10 protein-coding genes are annotated in these 16,122 nt (G+C 73.8%); 9 read left to right on the top strand and 1 reads right to left on the bottom strand.

What is annotated here, in order from left to right:
* The first annotated feature begins 103 nt into the window (after positions 1–103).
* The 3 genes from HD596_RS40750 (at position 104) to HD596_RS40740 (ending at position 2,574) form a co-directional block, all read left to right on the top strand.
* Positions 104–544 (top strand): YybH family protein, encoded by a 441-nt coding sequence (locus HD596_RS40750; RefSeq protein WP_185074774.1) that lies wholly within the window; start codon positions 104–106, stop codon positions 542–544.
* A gap of 47 nt (positions 545–591) precedes the next feature.
* Positions 592–1,155 carry a YceI family protein gene (locus HD596_RS40745; protein ID WP_185074773.1) on the top strand — a complete coding sequence of 188 codons (564 nt, stop codon included), beginning with the start codon at positions 592–594 and terminating at the stop codon, positions 1,153–1,155.
* Between the two features lie 120 nt (positions 1,156–1,275).
* The gene (locus HD596_RS40740; RefSeq protein ID WP_185074772.1) at positions 1,276–2,574 is read left to right on the top strand and encodes an NAD(P)/FAD-dependent oxidoreductase; all 1,299 of its coding nucleotides are present in this window, start codon (positions 1,276–1,278) and stop codon (positions 2,572–2,574) included.
* On the opposite strand, the gene HD596_RS40735 is transcribed toward HD596_RS40740, so the two are convergent.
* The gene (locus tag HD596_RS40735; RefSeq protein ID WP_185074771.1) at positions 2,546–3,442 is read right to left on the bottom strand and encodes a LysR substrate-binding domain-containing protein; all 897 of its coding nucleotides are present in this window, start codon (positions 3,440–3,442) and stop codon (positions 2,546–2,548) included. The two genes, HD596_RS40740 and HD596_RS40735, sit on opposite strands and share 29 nt — an antisense overlap.
* A 174-nt stretch (positions 3,443–3,616) precedes the next feature.
* On the opposite strand from HD596_RS40735, the gene HD596_RS40730 reads away from it, so the two are divergent.
* The 6 genes from HD596_RS40730 to HD596_RS40705 all read left to right on the top strand — a co-directional run bounded on the left by HD596_RS40730 (position 3,617) and on the right by HD596_RS40705 (position 16,095).
* The gene (locus tag HD596_RS40730) at positions 3,617–5,035 is read left to right on the top strand and encodes a serine/threonine-protein kinase (protein WP_185074770.1); all 1,419 of its coding nucleotides are present in this window, start codon (positions 3,617–3,619) and stop codon (positions 5,033–5,035) included.
* A 534-nt stretch (positions 5,036–5,569) separates the two neighbouring features.
* The gene (locus HD596_RS40725; protein ID WP_185074769.1) at positions 5,570–6,868 is read left to right on the top strand and encodes an acyltransferase domain-containing protein; all 1,299 of its coding nucleotides are present in this window, start codon (positions 5,570–5,572) and stop codon (positions 6,866–6,868) included.
* A complete protein-coding gene (locus tag HD596_RS40720; protein ID WP_185074768.1) occupies positions 6,865–9,798 on the top strand; it encodes an SDR family oxidoreductase in 2,934 nt (977 codons plus the stop codon). Before HD596_RS40725 ends, HD596_RS40720 begins: the two co-directional genes overlap by 4 nt.
* Complete coding sequence (locus HD596_RS40715; RefSeq protein ID WP_185074767.1) at positions 9,795–12,413, top strand: KR domain-containing protein; 2,619 nt, start codon at positions 9,795–9,797, stop codon at positions 12,411–12,413. The genes HD596_RS40720 and HD596_RS40715 overlap by 4 nt, the downstream gene beginning before the upstream one ends.
* Positions 12,410–13,744 carry a cytochrome P450 gene (locus HD596_RS40710; protein ID WP_185074766.1) on the top strand — a complete coding sequence of 445 codons (1,335 nt, stop codon included), beginning with the start codon at positions 12,410–12,412 and terminating at the stop codon, positions 13,742–13,744. The genes HD596_RS40715 and HD596_RS40710 overlap by 4 nt, the downstream gene beginning before the upstream one ends.
* Complete coding sequence (locus HD596_RS40705) at positions 13,741–16,095, top strand: KR domain-containing protein (RefSeq protein WP_185074765.1); 2,355 nt, start codon at positions 13,741–13,743, stop codon at positions 16,093–16,095. The genes HD596_RS40710 and HD596_RS40705 overlap by 4 nt, the downstream gene beginning before the upstream one ends.
* Positions 16,096–16,122 lie beyond the last annotated feature (27 nt).

The following is a 16,122-nucleotide window of genomic DNA, read 5'->3' as shown; positions in this document are numbered from 1 at the left end:
GGCATAACCTCATAGCAATATTGATCTTAGACAGAATAACTTCTTAGCCATAGCGTTGGGGGTGTCGGAAGGTTCCACCGCAAAAGGAAGGGTTGGGGTAGCGATGCCCACGCAACGCGAGGTTGACGAAGCCGAGATCCGCGAGCTGGTCGGCAGGATCGTCGAAGGGCTCCAAGGCAAGGATCTCGAGGGTCTGAAGCGGCTGTACGCGACGGACATCGTGTCCTTCGACGTCGAGCCGCCGCTCCAGCATGTGGGGATCGAGGCGAAGCTCAAGAACTGGGCGCCCGTGTTCACGTTCTTCGAGCGGGTGAGCTATGAGGTTCGCGACCTGACGCTCACCGTGGGCGATGACGTGGCGTTCGGGCACGCCTTCGCCCGTCTCAGCGGGACGCTGAAGAACGGGACGGCGACGAGCGGCATGTGGGTCAGGGTCACGTACTGCCTCCAGAAGATCGACGGCACGTGGTTGATCGCGCACGACCAGGTCTCGGTGCCGCTCGACATCGCCAGCGGCAAGGGAGTCGTCGACCTCGAGCCGTGATCGCGGCCACCCCCACTCCCCACTCCCCCACGTCCATGGAGGAAGCCATGAACACCGTCCCCGCGACCGTCGAGATCCCGGGCTATCTGGCCGGCACCTGGAAAGCCGACCCGGTGCACTCCGAGATCGCCTTCTCTGTCCGCCATCTCATGATCAGCAAGACGCGTGGCCGGTTCACCAGCTACGACGTCACGCTCGTCACGAGCGAGAACCTGCTGGACTCGTCGGTGACCGCGACGATCGACCTCGCGTCCATCGACACCGGCCACGAAATGCGCGACAACCACCTGCGCAGCGCCGATTACCTCGAGATCGGCAAGTACCCGACGATGAGCTACCGCTCGACCGGTATCCGCCGGACCGGCGACGGCTGGGCCATCGACGGTGAGCTGACGCTGCACGGCGTCACCCGGCAGGTGCCGCTGGCCCTCGAGGTGAGCGGGTTCGGCGCGGACCAGTGGGGTGGACAGCGGGCCGGCTTCTCCGCGACCGCGGAGATCAGCCGGAGCGACTTCGGCATCGACATCAGCACCCCGATGGAGGCCGGCGGCGTCGTGGTCGGCGACAAGGTGTCGATCAGCCTCGAGATCCAGGCCGTTCTCCAGCAGTGACCCGGCCCGGCAGGGCAGCCCGCAAGTCCCCCGTCCAGTCCCGGTTCCGCGGTTCGACCGAGCGGGACCGGGACACCACCACTCTGGTCCAGCGCGTTCGCCGAGCTCAGGAGGATTGCCATGAGCGCCGATCCCGGCATCGTCGTCATCGGAGCGAGCCTGGCCGGCGCGACGGCCGCGCAGGCCCTGCGACTCGACCACGGCTACGACGGGCCGATCACCCTCGTCGGCGACGAACCCCACCTGCCGTACCAGCGCCCCGCCCTGTCCAAGGGCTACCTCCTGGGCACGACCGCGCCCGGTGACCTCGACGTCCTGAAGCCGCAGTTCTACGCCGACCAGGACATCACGCTGGCGCTCGGCGCCCCCGCCACCGCCCTCGACCTGGACGTCCGGCGGGTACGACTGGCCGACGGCACCGAGCTCCCCTTCACCCAGGTGCTCATCGCCACCGGCGCCCGCCCGCGCCGCCTCCAGGTGCCGGGCGCCGATCTCGACGGCGTCCGCTACCTGCGCAACCGCGACGACAGCGAACACCTGGCCACGGCCCTGCGCGCGGCCGGTGACGTCGTCGTGATCGGCGCCGGCTGGCTCGGCTCCGAACTCGCGGCCGCCAGCCGTACCTTCGGCAACCGCACCACCGTCATCGACCCCCTGCCCACACCGCTCTACCACGTGCTGGGCGACCGGATCGGCGGCCTCGTCGCCCGCCGCCACCACGACCACGGCGTGAACCTGCTCCTCGGCGACGGCGTCGAGGCCATCCTCGGGACACGCTCGGTCGAGGCCATCCAGACCATCACCGGACGGACGATCCCCGCCGACCTCGTCATCGTCGGCGTCGGCGCCATCCCCAACACCGAACTCGCCCAGGCGGCCGGGCTACGCGTCGACGGCGGCATCCTCACCGACGAGCACCTGCGTACCTCGCATCCGGCCGCGGTGGCCGCCGGCGACGTCGCCCGCCACCAGCACGCCCGCTACCTGAACCCCGTACGGATCGAACACTGGGACAACGCCGTCCTCCACGGCCTCGCAGCCGCGACCACCCTGCTCGGCAGGCCCACGACCATCGACCACGTCCCCTACTTCTTCTCCACCCAGTACGGCTCCACCCTCGAATACCTCGGACTCCCCACCATCTGGGACCGCATCATCACCCGCGGCGAGCACGCCGGTCCCGGATTCACCGCCTTCTGGCTCGACCGCGGCATCCCCGTGGCCGCCCTGACCATCGACAACCGGGGCGCCGCCGAGCACCTGCGCGCCCTCATCGCCACCGCGCACCCCGCCGACCCGCGACAACTCGCCGACCCCGACACACCCTTGCCGGATCTCCTCCCTGACGCGCAGTGCCGTCAACCAGACGTGACCATGATGAAGCGCGTCCTCAGCGCTGCTCCTGCGGTTCGCCGGTGATCCAGTTCCAATTGGCGATCGTGGTGCGCATCAGGCGGGCGGCGGTGGACAGGTGGCTGCCGGCGCCCCAGTACAGGGTGACCACCCGCCGGCAGTCAGGGCTGTCGACGGGGACCCAGGCGGCGGGGACCCGCGTGGAGCTGCTGCGGGCGAAAGCGGGGACGAGACCGACGCCGAGCCCCGCGCTGATCAGGGCCGCGATGGCGCTGAGCTCATCGACCTCGCAGACGATCTTCGGGGTCAGGTCTCGCGCGGCGAAGAGCCGGTCCAGGAGCCGCCGCTGCCAGTGCCCTCTACCGGCGCTGACGAAGGGCTGATCGGCGAGCTCCTCGATGCTCACGGAGGCACGGCCCGCCAGCGGATGGTCGAGCGGCACGGCCAGCCCCACCGCCTCGTCGAGCAGTTCCGCCGACTCCAGTCCCTCTGCGGGGATCGGCTGCGAGGCGACACACAGATCGACGTCCTGGGAGCGGAGGTGTCGGGCCATGTCCTCGGCCGGCGCCCAGCGGAGCTCGACCTCGACGGTGGGGTGGGCGCGCTTGTAGGCCGCCAGCGGCCCGGTGAGCGTGAGGAAGGTCTCCGACGCCAGCCGCACGCTGCCCACCCCCTCGCTGGCGGCCTCGGCGACGGCCCGCCGCCCCGCGTCGAGTTCGCCCAGTGCGCGTTCGACGTGATCGCGAAAGAGCCTGCCCGTGTCGTTCAGCCGGAGCCGGCCGCTCCGGTCGAACAGCGGCGTGCCCAGCTCGCTCTCCAGGCGGGCGATGGTACGGCTCAGCGACGGCTGGGCGACGCGAAGCTCCTCTGCCGCACCGCTGAGGTGTTCCAGCCGCGCCACCACCACGAACTGCCTGAGCGAGTTCAGCTCCATCACGCCTCCAGACGTATATAGCACTCCAGTGATGTCAATCCTAGGCAAGATAACCCATGTGCAATGGCTGCGGCAGGGGCCGGGCAGGATGGTATCCGGGGTCCGCGGGTCTTCGGCTGGAGCTCGTCGGGGGACGGCTGCATGAGCGTCCAGTGATCGGGTAGTCCGGGCGCTATGTCCGTTTCGCGATACGAAGGCTGGCTGCTGGCCGGACGCTACCGGCTCCAGGCCGAGCTGGGACGTGGCGGCATGGGCCGGGTCTGGCGCGGCCACGACGAGTTGCTGGACCGCCCGGTCGCCGTCAAGGAGGTCACGCTCGACGAGCGGCCGCCGTCCGAACGCGAGGCGCTGCTCGGGCGTACCATGAGCGAGGCCCGCCTGGCCGCCCGGCTGTCCCACCCGCACATCGCCACCGTCTACGACGTGGTGGAAGCCGACGAGCGGCCGTGGATCGTGCTCCAGCTCGTTCCGGCCCCCACCCTGGCCGACGTGCTCGCCGGGAACGGGCCGCTGCCGCCCGCCATGGTCGCCCGGATCGGCCTGCAGGTGCTGGACGCCCTGCAGGCCGCGCACGCCGCCGGTATCGTGCACCGCGACGTCAAACCCGCCAACATCCTGCTGGACGCCGGCCAGACCCACGCCGTGCTCACCGACTTCGGCCTGGCGACCAGCCTGGAGCAGCCGGTGGATCTCACGGGGGCCGGCGTGGTGGTCGGCACGCCGGCCTACATCGCCCCCGAACGCGCGCGCGGCGGCCCGCCGACACCGCAGGCCGACCTGTGGTCGCTGGGCGTGACGCTGTACGCGGCGGTGGAGGGGCGCGCGCCCTTCGAACAAGGTGACGCGCTGGCCACGATCAGCGCCGTGCTGACCGCGGAGCCGGCCCCGTTCGAGCGCGCCGGACCGCTGGCTCCCCTCCTCGCGGGCCTGCTGCACAAGGACCCGGAGCGCCGCATGAGCGTCGGCGCGGCCCGCCGGCATCTTGAGCAGATCTCCGCCCCGCCTCCTGACGGCCTGCCACAGACCGGGGACCTCCTGCCCGTCGCCGCACCGGCCACCGGGGACCTCGCAACCGCACCGGCAACCGGGGACCTCGCAGCCGCACCGGCAACCGGTGCGCCGGATCTGCCGCCGTCCCCCGGCTTGGCTGCGGCGAGCGGTCGCGCCCTGTCTGGCGTGGGCCGGTACCGGTCTCGGCGCGCCCGTACGCCCGGCCAGGAGCGGCGAGCGCCGGCATGGCACGTGGCCGTGGCGGCCGCGCTCACGGTCGGCGCGCTGGCCGCCGGCTTCTGGCCGGACGCCCCGCCCGGTCCACCCGCAACCGCGCAGCAACCCGGCGACCAGCTTCGGGCCACGCCTGCCACGCCCACTCCCGAACCCACGACAACGGTGGCGACGACATCTCGCCCCAGAGCGTCGCAATCCCGGCAGGTCTCGATACCGCGCCGCACCCCGAAAGCCGAGCACGCCGGCACGTCCGCGGCCGAAGTGCCGGTGCCGCCGGGCCAGGCCAAGAAGGCGACCACCGACGGCGGCCACGTCCCGCCCGGGCACCGCGCCGGGCACCCCGGCAAGGGCAAGGGACGTCACTGACGCGAGGTGACGCGCCCGGCTCAGGCGCGGAGCTTCGCGGGGGCCATGGGCGCGGCCAATCACCGGCCGGCCGTTCCGGCTCAGGACGGGACGGCGGGTGCGTCGGGGCTTCTCACGCGGTCCAGGCCGAGCGAGCGCAGGCGGGACGGCAGTTGCGTCGGGCTTCTCGCAGCGCCGGTAGTGGGTGCGGGTTGCCCGTCAGGGATGACTCGAGGACGTCACCGCACTCCCCCCTCCGCCCCCACCGGATCACCCCAGAGGTCGCGCCTTAGGGGTGTTCGGCGACTCCCGGCCGTGGTTATCGTCGAATGCGTCAATCCCCCGCACGCACCTTTATCACGGGGATCTCAAGGGGCGGCCGATTCGCGCGGTCGTCGTGCTCGGGAAGGGTAGACAATGCTGAGCACCATCGAAATCGTAGTAGGCCTTTTCCCAGGCCAGGGCGCATATGCGCCGAACATTCTGGAGCGGTTGAAAACGCATGGCGATGGTGTGGCCAAAGCGGTCGAAACCATTGACGAAGTGGCCCAGGGAATGCTCGGGAAAGGCCTGGGGCGCGCATTTTCCGGTGAATCCGCGGAGCGCCTGCTCGACGAGGCGCCGGACGTGCTGCAGCTGGCCGTCTTCGCCACCTCCACCGCGGCCTTCCGGGCGCTCGCCGACGAGGGCGCCCGGTTCAGCGTGCTGGTCGGGCACAGCCTCGGCGAGATCGCCGCGCTGGTCGCCGGCGGCGCGCTGGACGTCGCCGAGGGCGCGGAGATCCTCTGCCATCGCATCATCGCGCTGCGCGAGCACGACAGCAGTGGTGGCGGGCTGCTGGCGCTGGGCTGCGCCACGGAGCGGGCCCAGCAGATCCTGGACCTGCTGCCGACCTCCGGGGCCGTGATCGCGGTGGACAACGGGCCGGAGCAGACGGTGGTGTCGGGGCCTGCCGACGCGCTGCGGCGCACGTCCGCGATCGCCGACGCCGTGGGCCTGTCCGCCACGGTGCTGCGCGCGCCGCATCCGTTCCACAGCCCGCTGCTCACCGCCGCCGCGCAGGACCTCGGCCGCAGGCTCACCGGGTACGGGCGGCGGGGGCTGAGCGTGCCCGTCTTCTCCCCCATCCTGGGCCGCTACTACCGCGACTCGGACGACCTCGGCCAGCTGCTCGCCGCCCATCTCATCACGCCCGTGCGGTTCGGCGCGGCCGTCGAGCGGCTGCACCGGTCGGGCGTGGGGGTCTGGGTCGAGGTGGGCGCCGGGCGGGCGCTGACGTCTCGGGTACGGGCGGCGCACCGGGCCGCGTCCGTGCACACGCCGCTGCTGGCGGACGTGGACACGTTGCGGGAGACCGGACGGTTCCTGGCCCCCGCCGCCACCGGCCCGCGCACCGCCCCTACCGCACCCACCGCCGAAGGCCCCCGCGCCACCGCCGAGGGCCCGCACACCGTCGCCACCGCATTCACCACCGAAGGCGCGCACACCCCAAGCACCGCCGAAGCTCCGCGCACCGCTGAGAGGGCGCACGCCGCTTCCGCCGACAGCCCCGGCCCAGCTGCCATCGCCGATGGGAGGTCGGGCGCCGCGCAGCCGAGGGAGGCGATCGCGGCGCGCGTGCGCGACCTCTACGCCACCACCCTGGAGTACCCGGAGGAGGTCTTCGAGGACCACGCCGAGCTGGAGGCCGACCTAGGCGTCGACTCGGTCAAGCGGGTGGAGCTCATGAGCCGGCTCGGCCTGCTGTTCGAGCTCGGCCCCCGCCCCGAGGACCTGCGGGTCTCCGACTACCGCACGTTCGGCCAGGTCGTGGACTTCGTGGTCGACTCGCTGGCCAGGGCGGACGCGGCATGACCTCGGCGAAGGGCGGGTTCGAGGGCAGGGTGGCCCTCGTCACCGGCGGCGCGGGCAGCGTGGGCGCGCACATCGTGCGCTCGCTCGCCCAGGCAGGTGCCACGGTGGTGCTGAACTGCTTCCACTCCTACGACGCGGCCAAGGCGCTGGCAGCGGAACTGGGCGGCGGCATCCGGGTGATCAGGGCGTCGGTGGCCAAGCAGGACCAGGTGCGCCGGATGTTCGACGAGGTCACCTCCGTGTACGGGCGGCTGGACCTGCTGGTCAACAATGCCGCCGCGGGCACCTTCGCCGGCTGGGCCGAGCTGACCGAAGAGCACCTGGACCAGGCGTACGAGACCAATGTCAAAGGCGCGCTGTGGTGCGCCCGCGCCGCCCGCCCGCTGCTGGCGGCCTCGGACGCGGGCTGCGTCGTCAACGTCTCCTCGGTCGGCGCGGCGTACGCGCCGGCGAACTACCTGCCGGTGGGACTGTCGAAGGCGGCGCTGGAGGCGCTGACCCGCTACCTGGCCGCCGAGTTCGCCCCGGACGGGATCCGCGTGAACACCGCCTCCGCCGGGCTGCTGGACAACCCGGTCGGCCGGATGTTCCCCGGGTTCGCGTCGATGAGCGCGAACGCGGTGGCCGCGACCCCGATGGGCCGGCTGGCGACCCCGGCCGATCTGGCGAACCTGGTGCTGCTCCTCGCCTCACCGGGCGCGGCCTGGGTCACGGGCCAGACGGTGGTCGCGGACGGCGGCATGTCGCTGCACCGCGCGGCCCTGTCCCCGGACCCCGCCCCCTCCCCCGCCCCCGTGCCGGAGCCTGCGCCGCCGCCCGTGGAGCGGATCCAGGATGTGGAACGGATCCAGGGCGTGGATCCGATCGCGGTGGTCGGCATGGGCCTGGCCGTCCCGGGAGCCGGCGACCCCGACGCGTTCTGGCGGCTGCTCAACGAGGGCGCCGACCTGTTCGTGGACGTCCCGCCGGACCGCTGGCCGGTGGCGAGCTTCCACGACGACGACCCCCGCGCCCCCGACAAGACCTACCAGCGCCGCTCCGGCTTCATCACCGGCTTCACCCCGCACCCCGCGCTGGCCGCCGAACGCCCGGACGCCGGGCTCGACCACACCACGCTGTGGCTGCGGCACAGCGTTCACCAGGCACTCGAAGGCGTGGCCAGGCGGGACTCCGACCGTTTCACCGCCTGCTTCGGCTACACGCCGGACGGCAGCCAGCACCTGCAGGAGGCCCTGGTGGACCGGGAGCTCGGCGGGCCTGGCGTGCTGCCCCACGGTGACGCCGCCCGCTCGCGGCCGTTCCCGCACCGGGTCGGCGCGGGCGCCATCGACGGCCTGCTCCCGGCGGACACGCGGCTGCTCATGGTGGACACGGCCTGCTCGTCCTCCCTCTACGCCATCGACCTGGGGTTGCGCGCCCTCCTGGCGGACCGGGCCGAGATCGCCGTGTGCGGCGGCGCGTTCGCGCTGGCCCCCGGCGGCTCGGTGCTGTTCTCCAAGCTGCACGGCCTGTCGCGCGGCGGCGAGGTCCGCGCGCTGGACCGGGGCGCCGACGGCGTGCTGTTCTCCGACGGCGCGGGCGTGGTGGTCCTGAAGCGGCTGTCGCGGGCGCTGGCCGACGGCGACACCGTGCACGGGCTCGTCGCGGGCGTCGGGCTGTCGGCGGACGGCAAGGGCAAGGCGATCTACGCGCCGTCCAGCGCCGGCCAGGAGCTGGCCATCGCGCGGGCCTTCGGGAAGTCGGGCGTCGCCGCCGACGAGGTCGACTGGGTCATCGCGCACGCCACCGGGACCCCGGCGGGCGACGAGGCCGAGTTCCTGAGCCTGCGCGCCGCCTACGCCGGCACCCGCCCGGTGCGGGTGACCTCGAACAAGTCGCTCATCGGCCACACCGGCTGGGCGGCGGGCGTGGTGTCGGTCATCCACGCGCTGCTCGGGCTGCGGCACGGGGTGATCCCGGCCCAGCACCGCTTCTCGGCGGCGCCGGACGCCTTCGGCCTGGAGTCGTGCAACCTGAGCGTCCCCACGCGGCCGGTGCCCTGGCCGCCCCGAGCGGACGGGCCGCGCACTGCCGCCGTGTCGGGGTTCGGCTTCGGCGGCACCAACGCGCACCTGCTGGTGCAGGAGTTCCGGCCCGGCCGGCCCGCGAAGGCGGGGTACGGGGCCAGGAACGGCGAGTCCATGGTGATCGTCGGCTGGTCGGCCCACGTGCCGGGCGCCGAGGACAACGAGCAGGTCGGCGCGTGGGCGCGCGGGCGGCACCTCCTGCCGGACTCGTTCGGCGACGGCTATCCGCACCCGCCGTTCGCCCGCCTGCGGCTGCCCGCCTCCACGATCCGGGCGACCGACCGCACCCAGCTCATGATCATCGAGTGCATGCAGCGGCTGGAGCCGCGCATCCGCGAGTTCTGCGCGCGGCACAGCCGCACGACCGGCGTGGTCGTGGGCCACACCGGGCCCACGCGCAACGCCGTCCTGTACGCCGTGCGCGCCTACCTGGACGAGCTCGACCACCTGGCGCGTGAGAGGGCGGGCGAGCTGCGCGAGCGCGTGACGAGGCTGATCGCCCAGCCGGACGAGGACTCCTTCCCGGGCGAGATGCCCAACGTGATCGCCGCCCGCCTGTGCGGCTACTTCGACCTGCGCGGGCTCAACATCGCCGTGGACGGCGGCGCCGCCTCGCTGGCCGACGCCTTCGACCTGGCCGGGCGCTACCTGGACTTCGGCGACGTGGACGTCGCCCTGGTGGCGGGGAGCAACGGCAACAGCCTCGCCTCGTGGGGCGAGCTGCTCGGCGGCGGCCCGATCGGCGAGGGCACGTTCCTGTTCGCGGTCACCCGCAAGTCGCTGGCGCTGGCCGAGGGGCTGCCGGTGCTGGCCGAGGTGTCCGTCGAGGCGGCGGCCGAGGAGAGGCTGGAGGCGACGGCATGAGCGGCGCTCGGGCCAACCTGCTGGGCGCGCAGGGCGCCCGCGAGCTGATCGCCTTCCTGGAGGGCGGCGGCGACCGAACGATCGAACTCCGGCCCGACCCCGGCGCCCGGGCACGGCTCATCCGGCTGACCAGACCCACCGACCAGGACACCACCGACCACCCGACCGGCCCCACCCGCGGGGACGCCACCGCCGGCCAGGACACCACCACCGAGCGTGCGAGCGGGCGGCTGCTCGACCGGCACGTGTTCGAGCTGGCCCCCGACCCGCGCCGGCCCGTCCGCGCGGCCCCGCCGGCCGTCCCGCCCGACGCCGTCGTGCTCACGAACGCGTCAGGCTACGCGGCGCAGTTCGCGGCGGGCCGCGGCGACGGCGCGTCCGCGCACGTCAGGGTGATCGTGGACGCCACCGACCCCCGCCTGCGCGCGGCCCGCTGGTCTCAGCCAGTCGAGGACCTGCTCGACCTGCACGAACGCACCTTCATGAAGGCCAAGGAGTGCGCCCCGCACCTGGACGGCGGCTCGTTCGTGGTGAGCGTCGTGGGCGGCGTGACGGAGGCGGGCGTGCCGCTGCCCTTCACCGGCCTGTTCACCGGCCTGGTCAAGAGCCTGGCGCTGGAGTTCCCCGGCGCCGACGTGCTGGCCACCGTGCACCAGGACGTGCCGCTCGACGAGGTGCTCGCCACGGTGAGCGCCGAGCTGGGCGCGCGGCGGCTCATCCCGGTGACCTACCACGCGGGCGGCCTGCGGCTCACCCCGAGGGCGGTGCCCACCCCGGCCCCGCCGTCCGAGGTCCCGCCGCTGGGCCCGGACACGCTGGTCGTGGCCGCCGGAGGGGCGCGCGGCATCGGCGCGCCGATCCTGGAGGCGCTGGCCGCCCGCCACCGGCCGCGGCTGGTGGTGCTGGGCAGCTCCGAGCTCCCGGACGAGGCCGGCGAGGAGCTCGACCGCAGCGCGTTCATCCGAGCCCAGGTACGGCAGGGAGCCTCGGTGCCGGAGGCGAACGCCCGGTTCGACCGGCTCGGCGAGGCGCGGCAGGTCCGGCGCACGCTCGCCGGCCTGGAACGGCTGTGCGGCCCGGGACGCGTCCGCTACCTGCGCTGTGACCTGCGGGACGGCGCCGCGGTCGAGCGGGCCCTCGCGGCCGTGGACGGCCCGATCGACCTGCTGCTCAACATCGCGGGCACGAACCGCGCGTCCGGCGTCGCCGCCAAGTCCGTCGCCGACTTCCGCACGGTGCGCGACCTGAAGGTGCGCGCGTACCTGAACCTCAAGGAGGCGACCAGGGGCCGCGAGCCGCGCCTGTGGTGCAACTTCGGCTCGTTCATCGGCCTGACGGGCCAGCGCGGCGAGACCGACTACGGCGCCGCCAACGACTTCCTCACCACCAGCGCCATGAACGCCAGCGGGGAGTTCACGATCGGCTGGACCCTCTGGCGCGACATCGGCCTCGGCGCCACCCCGCTGATGCGCGACTTCCTGGAGGGCAGCGGCGAGTTCACGCCGACGCCGACCGAGGAGGGCGTAGAGCACTTCATGGCCGAGCTGGCCGCCGCCCCGGACGCCCCGGTCACCGTGTTCTTCGGCGACAAGGAGCGGGCGGCGATCAGGGCCGCGGTGCCCGAGTTCCTGGAGTTCTCGGCCGAGGCCCAGGCGCAGACGCGGCCCCTGCCGTACATCGACCGGGTGCTCCGCCGCGACGGCGCCGAGCTGGTGGCCGAGCGGACGTTCTCCATGGACAGGGACGGATACCTCGACCTCCACCAGGTCCGCGGCTATCCCACGCTGCCGGGCACGTTCGTCCCCGAACTGGCGGCGCAGGCCGCCGTCGCCCTGGTGCCGGGCCGGGTGCCGGTCGTCTTCGAGGACCTGCGGCTGGAGTCGTTCCTGCGGATCTACCGCGCGGACCGGCCGGAGGTGAAGCGGCTTACCGCCAGGCTGCTGCGCGCCGACGAGCGCGAGTCGGTGGTGGCGGTGCAGGTGCTGGGCGACGTGGTCGCCCCGAACGGCGTCACCGTCGCCCGCGACCGGGTGCACTTCTCGGTCACCGTACGGCTGCGCGACGCCCCGGTGCCCGGCCCCGCCTGGACGCACTGGGACGAGCACGGCAGCCGGCCGCTGCGCGACCCCTACCACGTGCCGGGCTCCGAGGTGCTGCTGCGGGAAGTGTTCGCCTCCACCACCGGCACCCGGACGCATCCGCTGGGCCGGCGCGGCCGGCTCGCGCTCGACGCGCCGGCGCTGCGCCGCTGGTTCCCCGACCTGCTGGTCCCGTCCGTCACGCTGGACGGCCTCGTGCGCGTGGCCGTCCTGGAGCGGGTGGCGGGCCGCTGGACGCCCGTCGCGATCCCCCGCTCGATCCGCCGCATCGACCTGTACGGCGGCCACACCGATCTGACGCTCGCCGCGCTGACCGAGCCGGTGGAGCTGTACGTCACGCCCGTCGACCTCGACCTGGAGGACCCCGAGCCGGACAACCGGGCCATCGCGGTCGCGTCGAGCGGCGAGGTGCTGCTGCAGGTGAAGGACATCATCGGCGCCGTCGTCGGCTACGTGGACCAGGAGACCGGCGAGTACGTCGACAGAGAGCGATTCGATCGCGAGGAGCGCCCATGAACCGCGAAGGGACCTGCCCGGTCGCCCACGGCCCGCGAGGGCTGCCGGTGATCGGCGACGCCATCCCCTACTTCAAGGACCCCCTGGCCTACACGCTGCGCATGCAGGAGCGCGACTCGCTGGTGACGGTGCGGCTGCCCATCACGTTCGTCCAGGTCACCGAGCCGGACGCGATCGAGCGGGTGCTGCGGGTCAACCCGGACAACTACCGGCGCGGCACCCTCTACCAGGGCTTCTTCGGCATGATGGGGTCGGGCCTGCTGACGCTCGACACCGATGGCTGGCGCGGCCCGCGCCGGGCGGTGCAGCCGGCGTTCACCCCGCAGCGGGTCAACGGCAACGCCCGCGAGGCGGTCGCGGCCACGCGGGCGGTGCTGCGGCGCTGGTCAGAGCACGCGGCTTCGGGCGCGGTCGTGGACGTCGCGCCGGAGCTGATGGACGTGTCCGCCCGGGTGATGGGCCTGGCGCTGGTCGGCCGGGACCTGTCGGGCACCGACTACTCCCGGGCCGCCGCGATCGCCAACAAGGTGATCTACACCAGTACGATCAAGGGCGTCCCGGCGCTGGTCCCGTCGTTCGTGCCGACGCGCTACCACCGGGCCCGCAAGTGGTCGACCCGGTGGCTCGACGGCCTCATCCGCCAGGTGATCGAGGAGCGGCGGGCCGCCGGCGAGCCCGGCTCGGACGCCGCCGGGCTGCTGCTGGCGGCCGGCCTGACGGACACGGAGGTGTCGGACAACCTGCGCACGCTGCTGCTGGCCGGCTCCGACACCACCGGCCAGGCGCTCGCCTGGACCATGTACGAGCTGGCCCGCCACCCGCAGGCGCGCCGCGCCGTCGAGCGCGAGGTGGACGAGGTGCTGGCCGGCGGCCCGCCCGACCCCGAGCGGCTGGGCGAGCTGCCGCAGACCACGGCGGCGGTGAACGAGGCGCTGCGCCTGCACCCGCCGGTCTGGCAGTTCCCCCGCGACGCCGTCGAGCCGGACACCCTGGCGGGGCGGCACGTCCCGGCGGGCACGACGGTGCTGCTCAGCGTGTACGGCACGCACCGCTCCCCCGAGCACTGGCCGGACCCGGAGGCCTACGACCCGCAGCGCTTCCTGAACGGCGCCCAGGACGGCCGGCACAAGCACGCCTTCCTGCCGTTCGGGGGCGGGCGGCGCATGTGCATCGGCAAGGGGCTGGCGATGGCGACGCTGGTGACGGCGGTGGCGATGCTGTCGCAGCGCTACCGGCTGCGGCTGCCGGGCACGCGCCAGGTGCGCAGCGGCCACTACATCACGTTGTTCCCGAGCTCGGGCCTGCCGGCGGTCGTCCAGGAGCGGGCATGACGGTCGCGGCGCCCGCGCCGGTGCGGCCGCACCTGGTGTCGTTCGAGACCGGCTCCTTCGTGCGGCCCGTGCGCCGCATGGTGTGGGAGCCGGTGCCGCACCCGCTGCCGCCGCCGTCCCCGGTGGCGCGGCGGCTGCTCGTCATCGGCTCGGACGCGGAACTGGCCCGGCGCGTGGCGGACCGCCTCGGCGCCGAGGTGTGCGTCCCCGGCCACGAGCCGGCGGACGGCGGCTGGGACGGGATCGTCGACCTGAACGTCACCGGCGTCCCGTACCGGCTCGGCGGCGGCGAATGGCGGGACGCGCTGGCCAGGACCACCCGCATGGTGCGGCACCGGTACGGCGCCTGGCGGGAGGAGTCGCGCGCCGACCGATGCTGCTACGTCGCGGTCACCGCGATGGGCGGGCTGATGGGCTACGACGACGGGCCGATCGACTCGCCGCTGGGCGGGATCTGGGCGGGGTTCGCCAAGTGCCTGCCCCGCGAGCTGCCCAACCTGGCCGTGAAGGTGCTGGACGTCGACACCGCCGACGCCGGCGACGCGGACGCGCTCGCCGGGCTGCTGGAGGCGGAGCTGGCGGCCTGGGACCTGTTCGAGATCGGCTACCGGGGTGGCGTGCGCCACGCCCTCACCGCCCTGCCGAGCCCGGAGCCCGTGCCCACACTGGACCTGGGCCCGGACGACCTGGTGCTGATCTCGGGCGGGGCGCGCGGTGTCGGCTTCGCGCTGGCGCGCGGCCTGGCCGAGCGGTTCGGCTGCCGCGTCGTGGTGACCGGCCGCGACGAGCTGCCCGCCGCCGGCTGGCTCACGCTGCCGGACGACCGCTACGCCGCGCACTGCCGGGCCAGGATCGCCGCCGCCCGTACCGCCGGTGCTCTGCGGGAGGCGCGGGCGGCGCTCAAGCGCGAGTCGGAGCTGCGCCAGGTCGCCGCCAACCTGGCCGCCGCCCGGCGGGACGGCCTGCGCATCGCCTACGAGCCGTGCGACTGCGTCCGGCAGGAGCAGGTGGACGCCCTGTTCGCCCGCCTCCCGGCGCCGGCCGTGGTGGTGCACAACGCCGGCATCGACCTGCCGACCCGGCTCGACCGGAAGACCCCCGAGGAGGTCGTACGCACGGTCGAGGTGAAGGTGTCGGGGTTCGCGGCCCTGACCGGGGCGGTGCTCGCCACGCCGGAGCGGCGGGCGGCGCTCAAGGTCTTCTGCAACGTGGGGTCGCTGGCGGGGCGCATGGGCGGCATGATCGGCCAGATCGACTACGCGGCCGGCAACGAGGCGCTGTCCAGGCTGGGGTTCTGGGCGCGCAACACGTACGGGCTGCCGGCGCAGACGCTCTGCTGGCCGACGTGGGAGCGCCTGGGCGTGATCGCCAACTACGACGCGGCGGTCCGCTACGTGTCCACCATCGACCCCGCCGAGGGCGTACGCCGCTGGATCGACGAGCTGCGCTCCGGCGGCGCCGGCGAGGTCATGTTCATCGGCCAGGTGGGCGGCGCGCTCGTCCCCACGCAGTTGCGCGGCTTCTGGCTGTTCACCGGCCACCCCGACCTGCCCCGGCTGCACGGCCTGGCCCACTTCCTCGGCACCGTCGAGGAGTTCCGGCCGTTCCGCTCCCTGCGCGGCTCGATCGTGCACCGGCCCGGCGCCCATCCCTGCCTGGCCGACTTCACGGTGGACGGCCGGCCGGCGCTGCCGGTCTCGGTGCTGGTGGAGCAGGCGTGCTCGGTCGCCGACTGGGTGGTCCCGCCCGGCTGGCCGCTCCAGCACCTCGCCTCGGTGCGTGAGGTGCGGGTGCGGCCGTCGGCGCTGGTCCTGACCGAGGAGGGGAGCCGGTTCACCACGTCGGCGGTGGGCGAGACGGCGGAGGAGGGCTGGACCGTACACGTGTCAATCACCGCCGCCGACGGCGCGGTCGCCGGTTCCATGCGCCTGCTCTACCGGCCCGAGCCGCCCTCGCTCCCGGCTCCGGCGCCCGTCCCTCACCCCGGCGCGGCGCGGGACGGCGGCCGGCTGGCCTGGTCGGGGCTCGTCCTCGGGACGGCGGCCGGCCCGCCACCCACCGTGACGGCCGCCGACCTGTGGACGACACCGTTCCCGCCCTCCCACGGCATCGCGCCCGCCGCCCTGGAGGCCGCCGTCCGCGCGGCCGGCCCGGTGACCGGCGACCTCGTCACGATCGACCGGATCGTCCCCTGCCCGGGGGCGCAGCAGGTGGACGAGCTGCTGCCGGTAGCCGGTGGCTGGACGGGGATTCGTGCGGGCGAGCCCGTGCTGTTCATCTCCCGGGTAGAACGTGCGGCGGAGCCCCGCAGGACGGCGCTCGGCCGGTCGGGCGGCGCGTCGAGGCGGTAAGATCGCCGGTCTGGGCGCGCTCGGCCT

Origin of the sequence: Nonomuraea jabiensis, assembly GCF_014204795.1 — a bacterium.
GTDB classification, from domain to species: domain Bacteria; phylum Actinomycetota; class Actinomycetes; order Streptosporangiales; family Streptosporangiaceae; genus Nonomuraea; species Nonomuraea jabiensis.
This window is presented reverse-complemented; position numbering and strand designations above follow the sequence as displayed.

Bases quoted from the DNA above. Each gene is read 5' to 3' on its own strand.
- HD596_RS40750 (WP_185074774.1), top strand. From the start codon at position 104: ATGCCCACGCAACGCGAGGTTGACGAAGCCGAGATCCGCGAGCTGGTC.
- HD596_RS40745 (WP_185074773.1), top strand. From the start codon at position 592: ATGAACACCGTCCCCGCGACCGTCGAGATCCCGGGCTATCTGGCCGGC.
- HD596_RS40740 (WP_185074772.1), top strand. From the start codon at position 1,276: ATGAGCGCCGATCCCGGCATCGTCGTCATCGGAGCGAGCCTGGCCGGC.
- HD596_RS40735 (WP_185074771.1), bottom strand. From the start codon at position 3,442: ATGGAGCTGAACTCGCTCAGGCAGTTCGTGGTGGTGGCGCGGCTGGAA.
- HD596_RS40730 (WP_185074770.1), top strand. From the start codon at position 3,617: ATGTCCGTTTCGCGATACGAAGGCTGGCTGCTGGCCGGACGCTACCGG.
- HD596_RS40725 (WP_185074769.1), top strand. From the start codon at position 5,570: ATGCTCGGGAAAGGCCTGGGGCGCGCATTTTCCGGTGAATCCGCGGAG.
- HD596_RS40720 (WP_185074768.1), top strand. From the start codon at position 6,865: ATGACCTCGGCGAAGGGCGGGTTCGAGGGCAGGGTGGCCCTCGTCACC.
- HD596_RS40715 (WP_185074767.1), top strand. From the start codon at position 9,795: ATGAGCGGCGCTCGGGCCAACCTGCTGGGCGCGCAGGGCGCCCGCGAG.
- HD596_RS40710 (WP_185074766.1), top strand. From the start codon at position 12,410: ATGAACCGCGAAGGGACCTGCCCGGTCGCCCACGGCCCGCGAGGGCTG.
- HD596_RS40705 (WP_185074765.1), top strand. From the start codon at position 13,741: ATGACGGTCGCGGCGCCCGCGCCGGTGCGGCCGCACCTGGTGTCGTTC.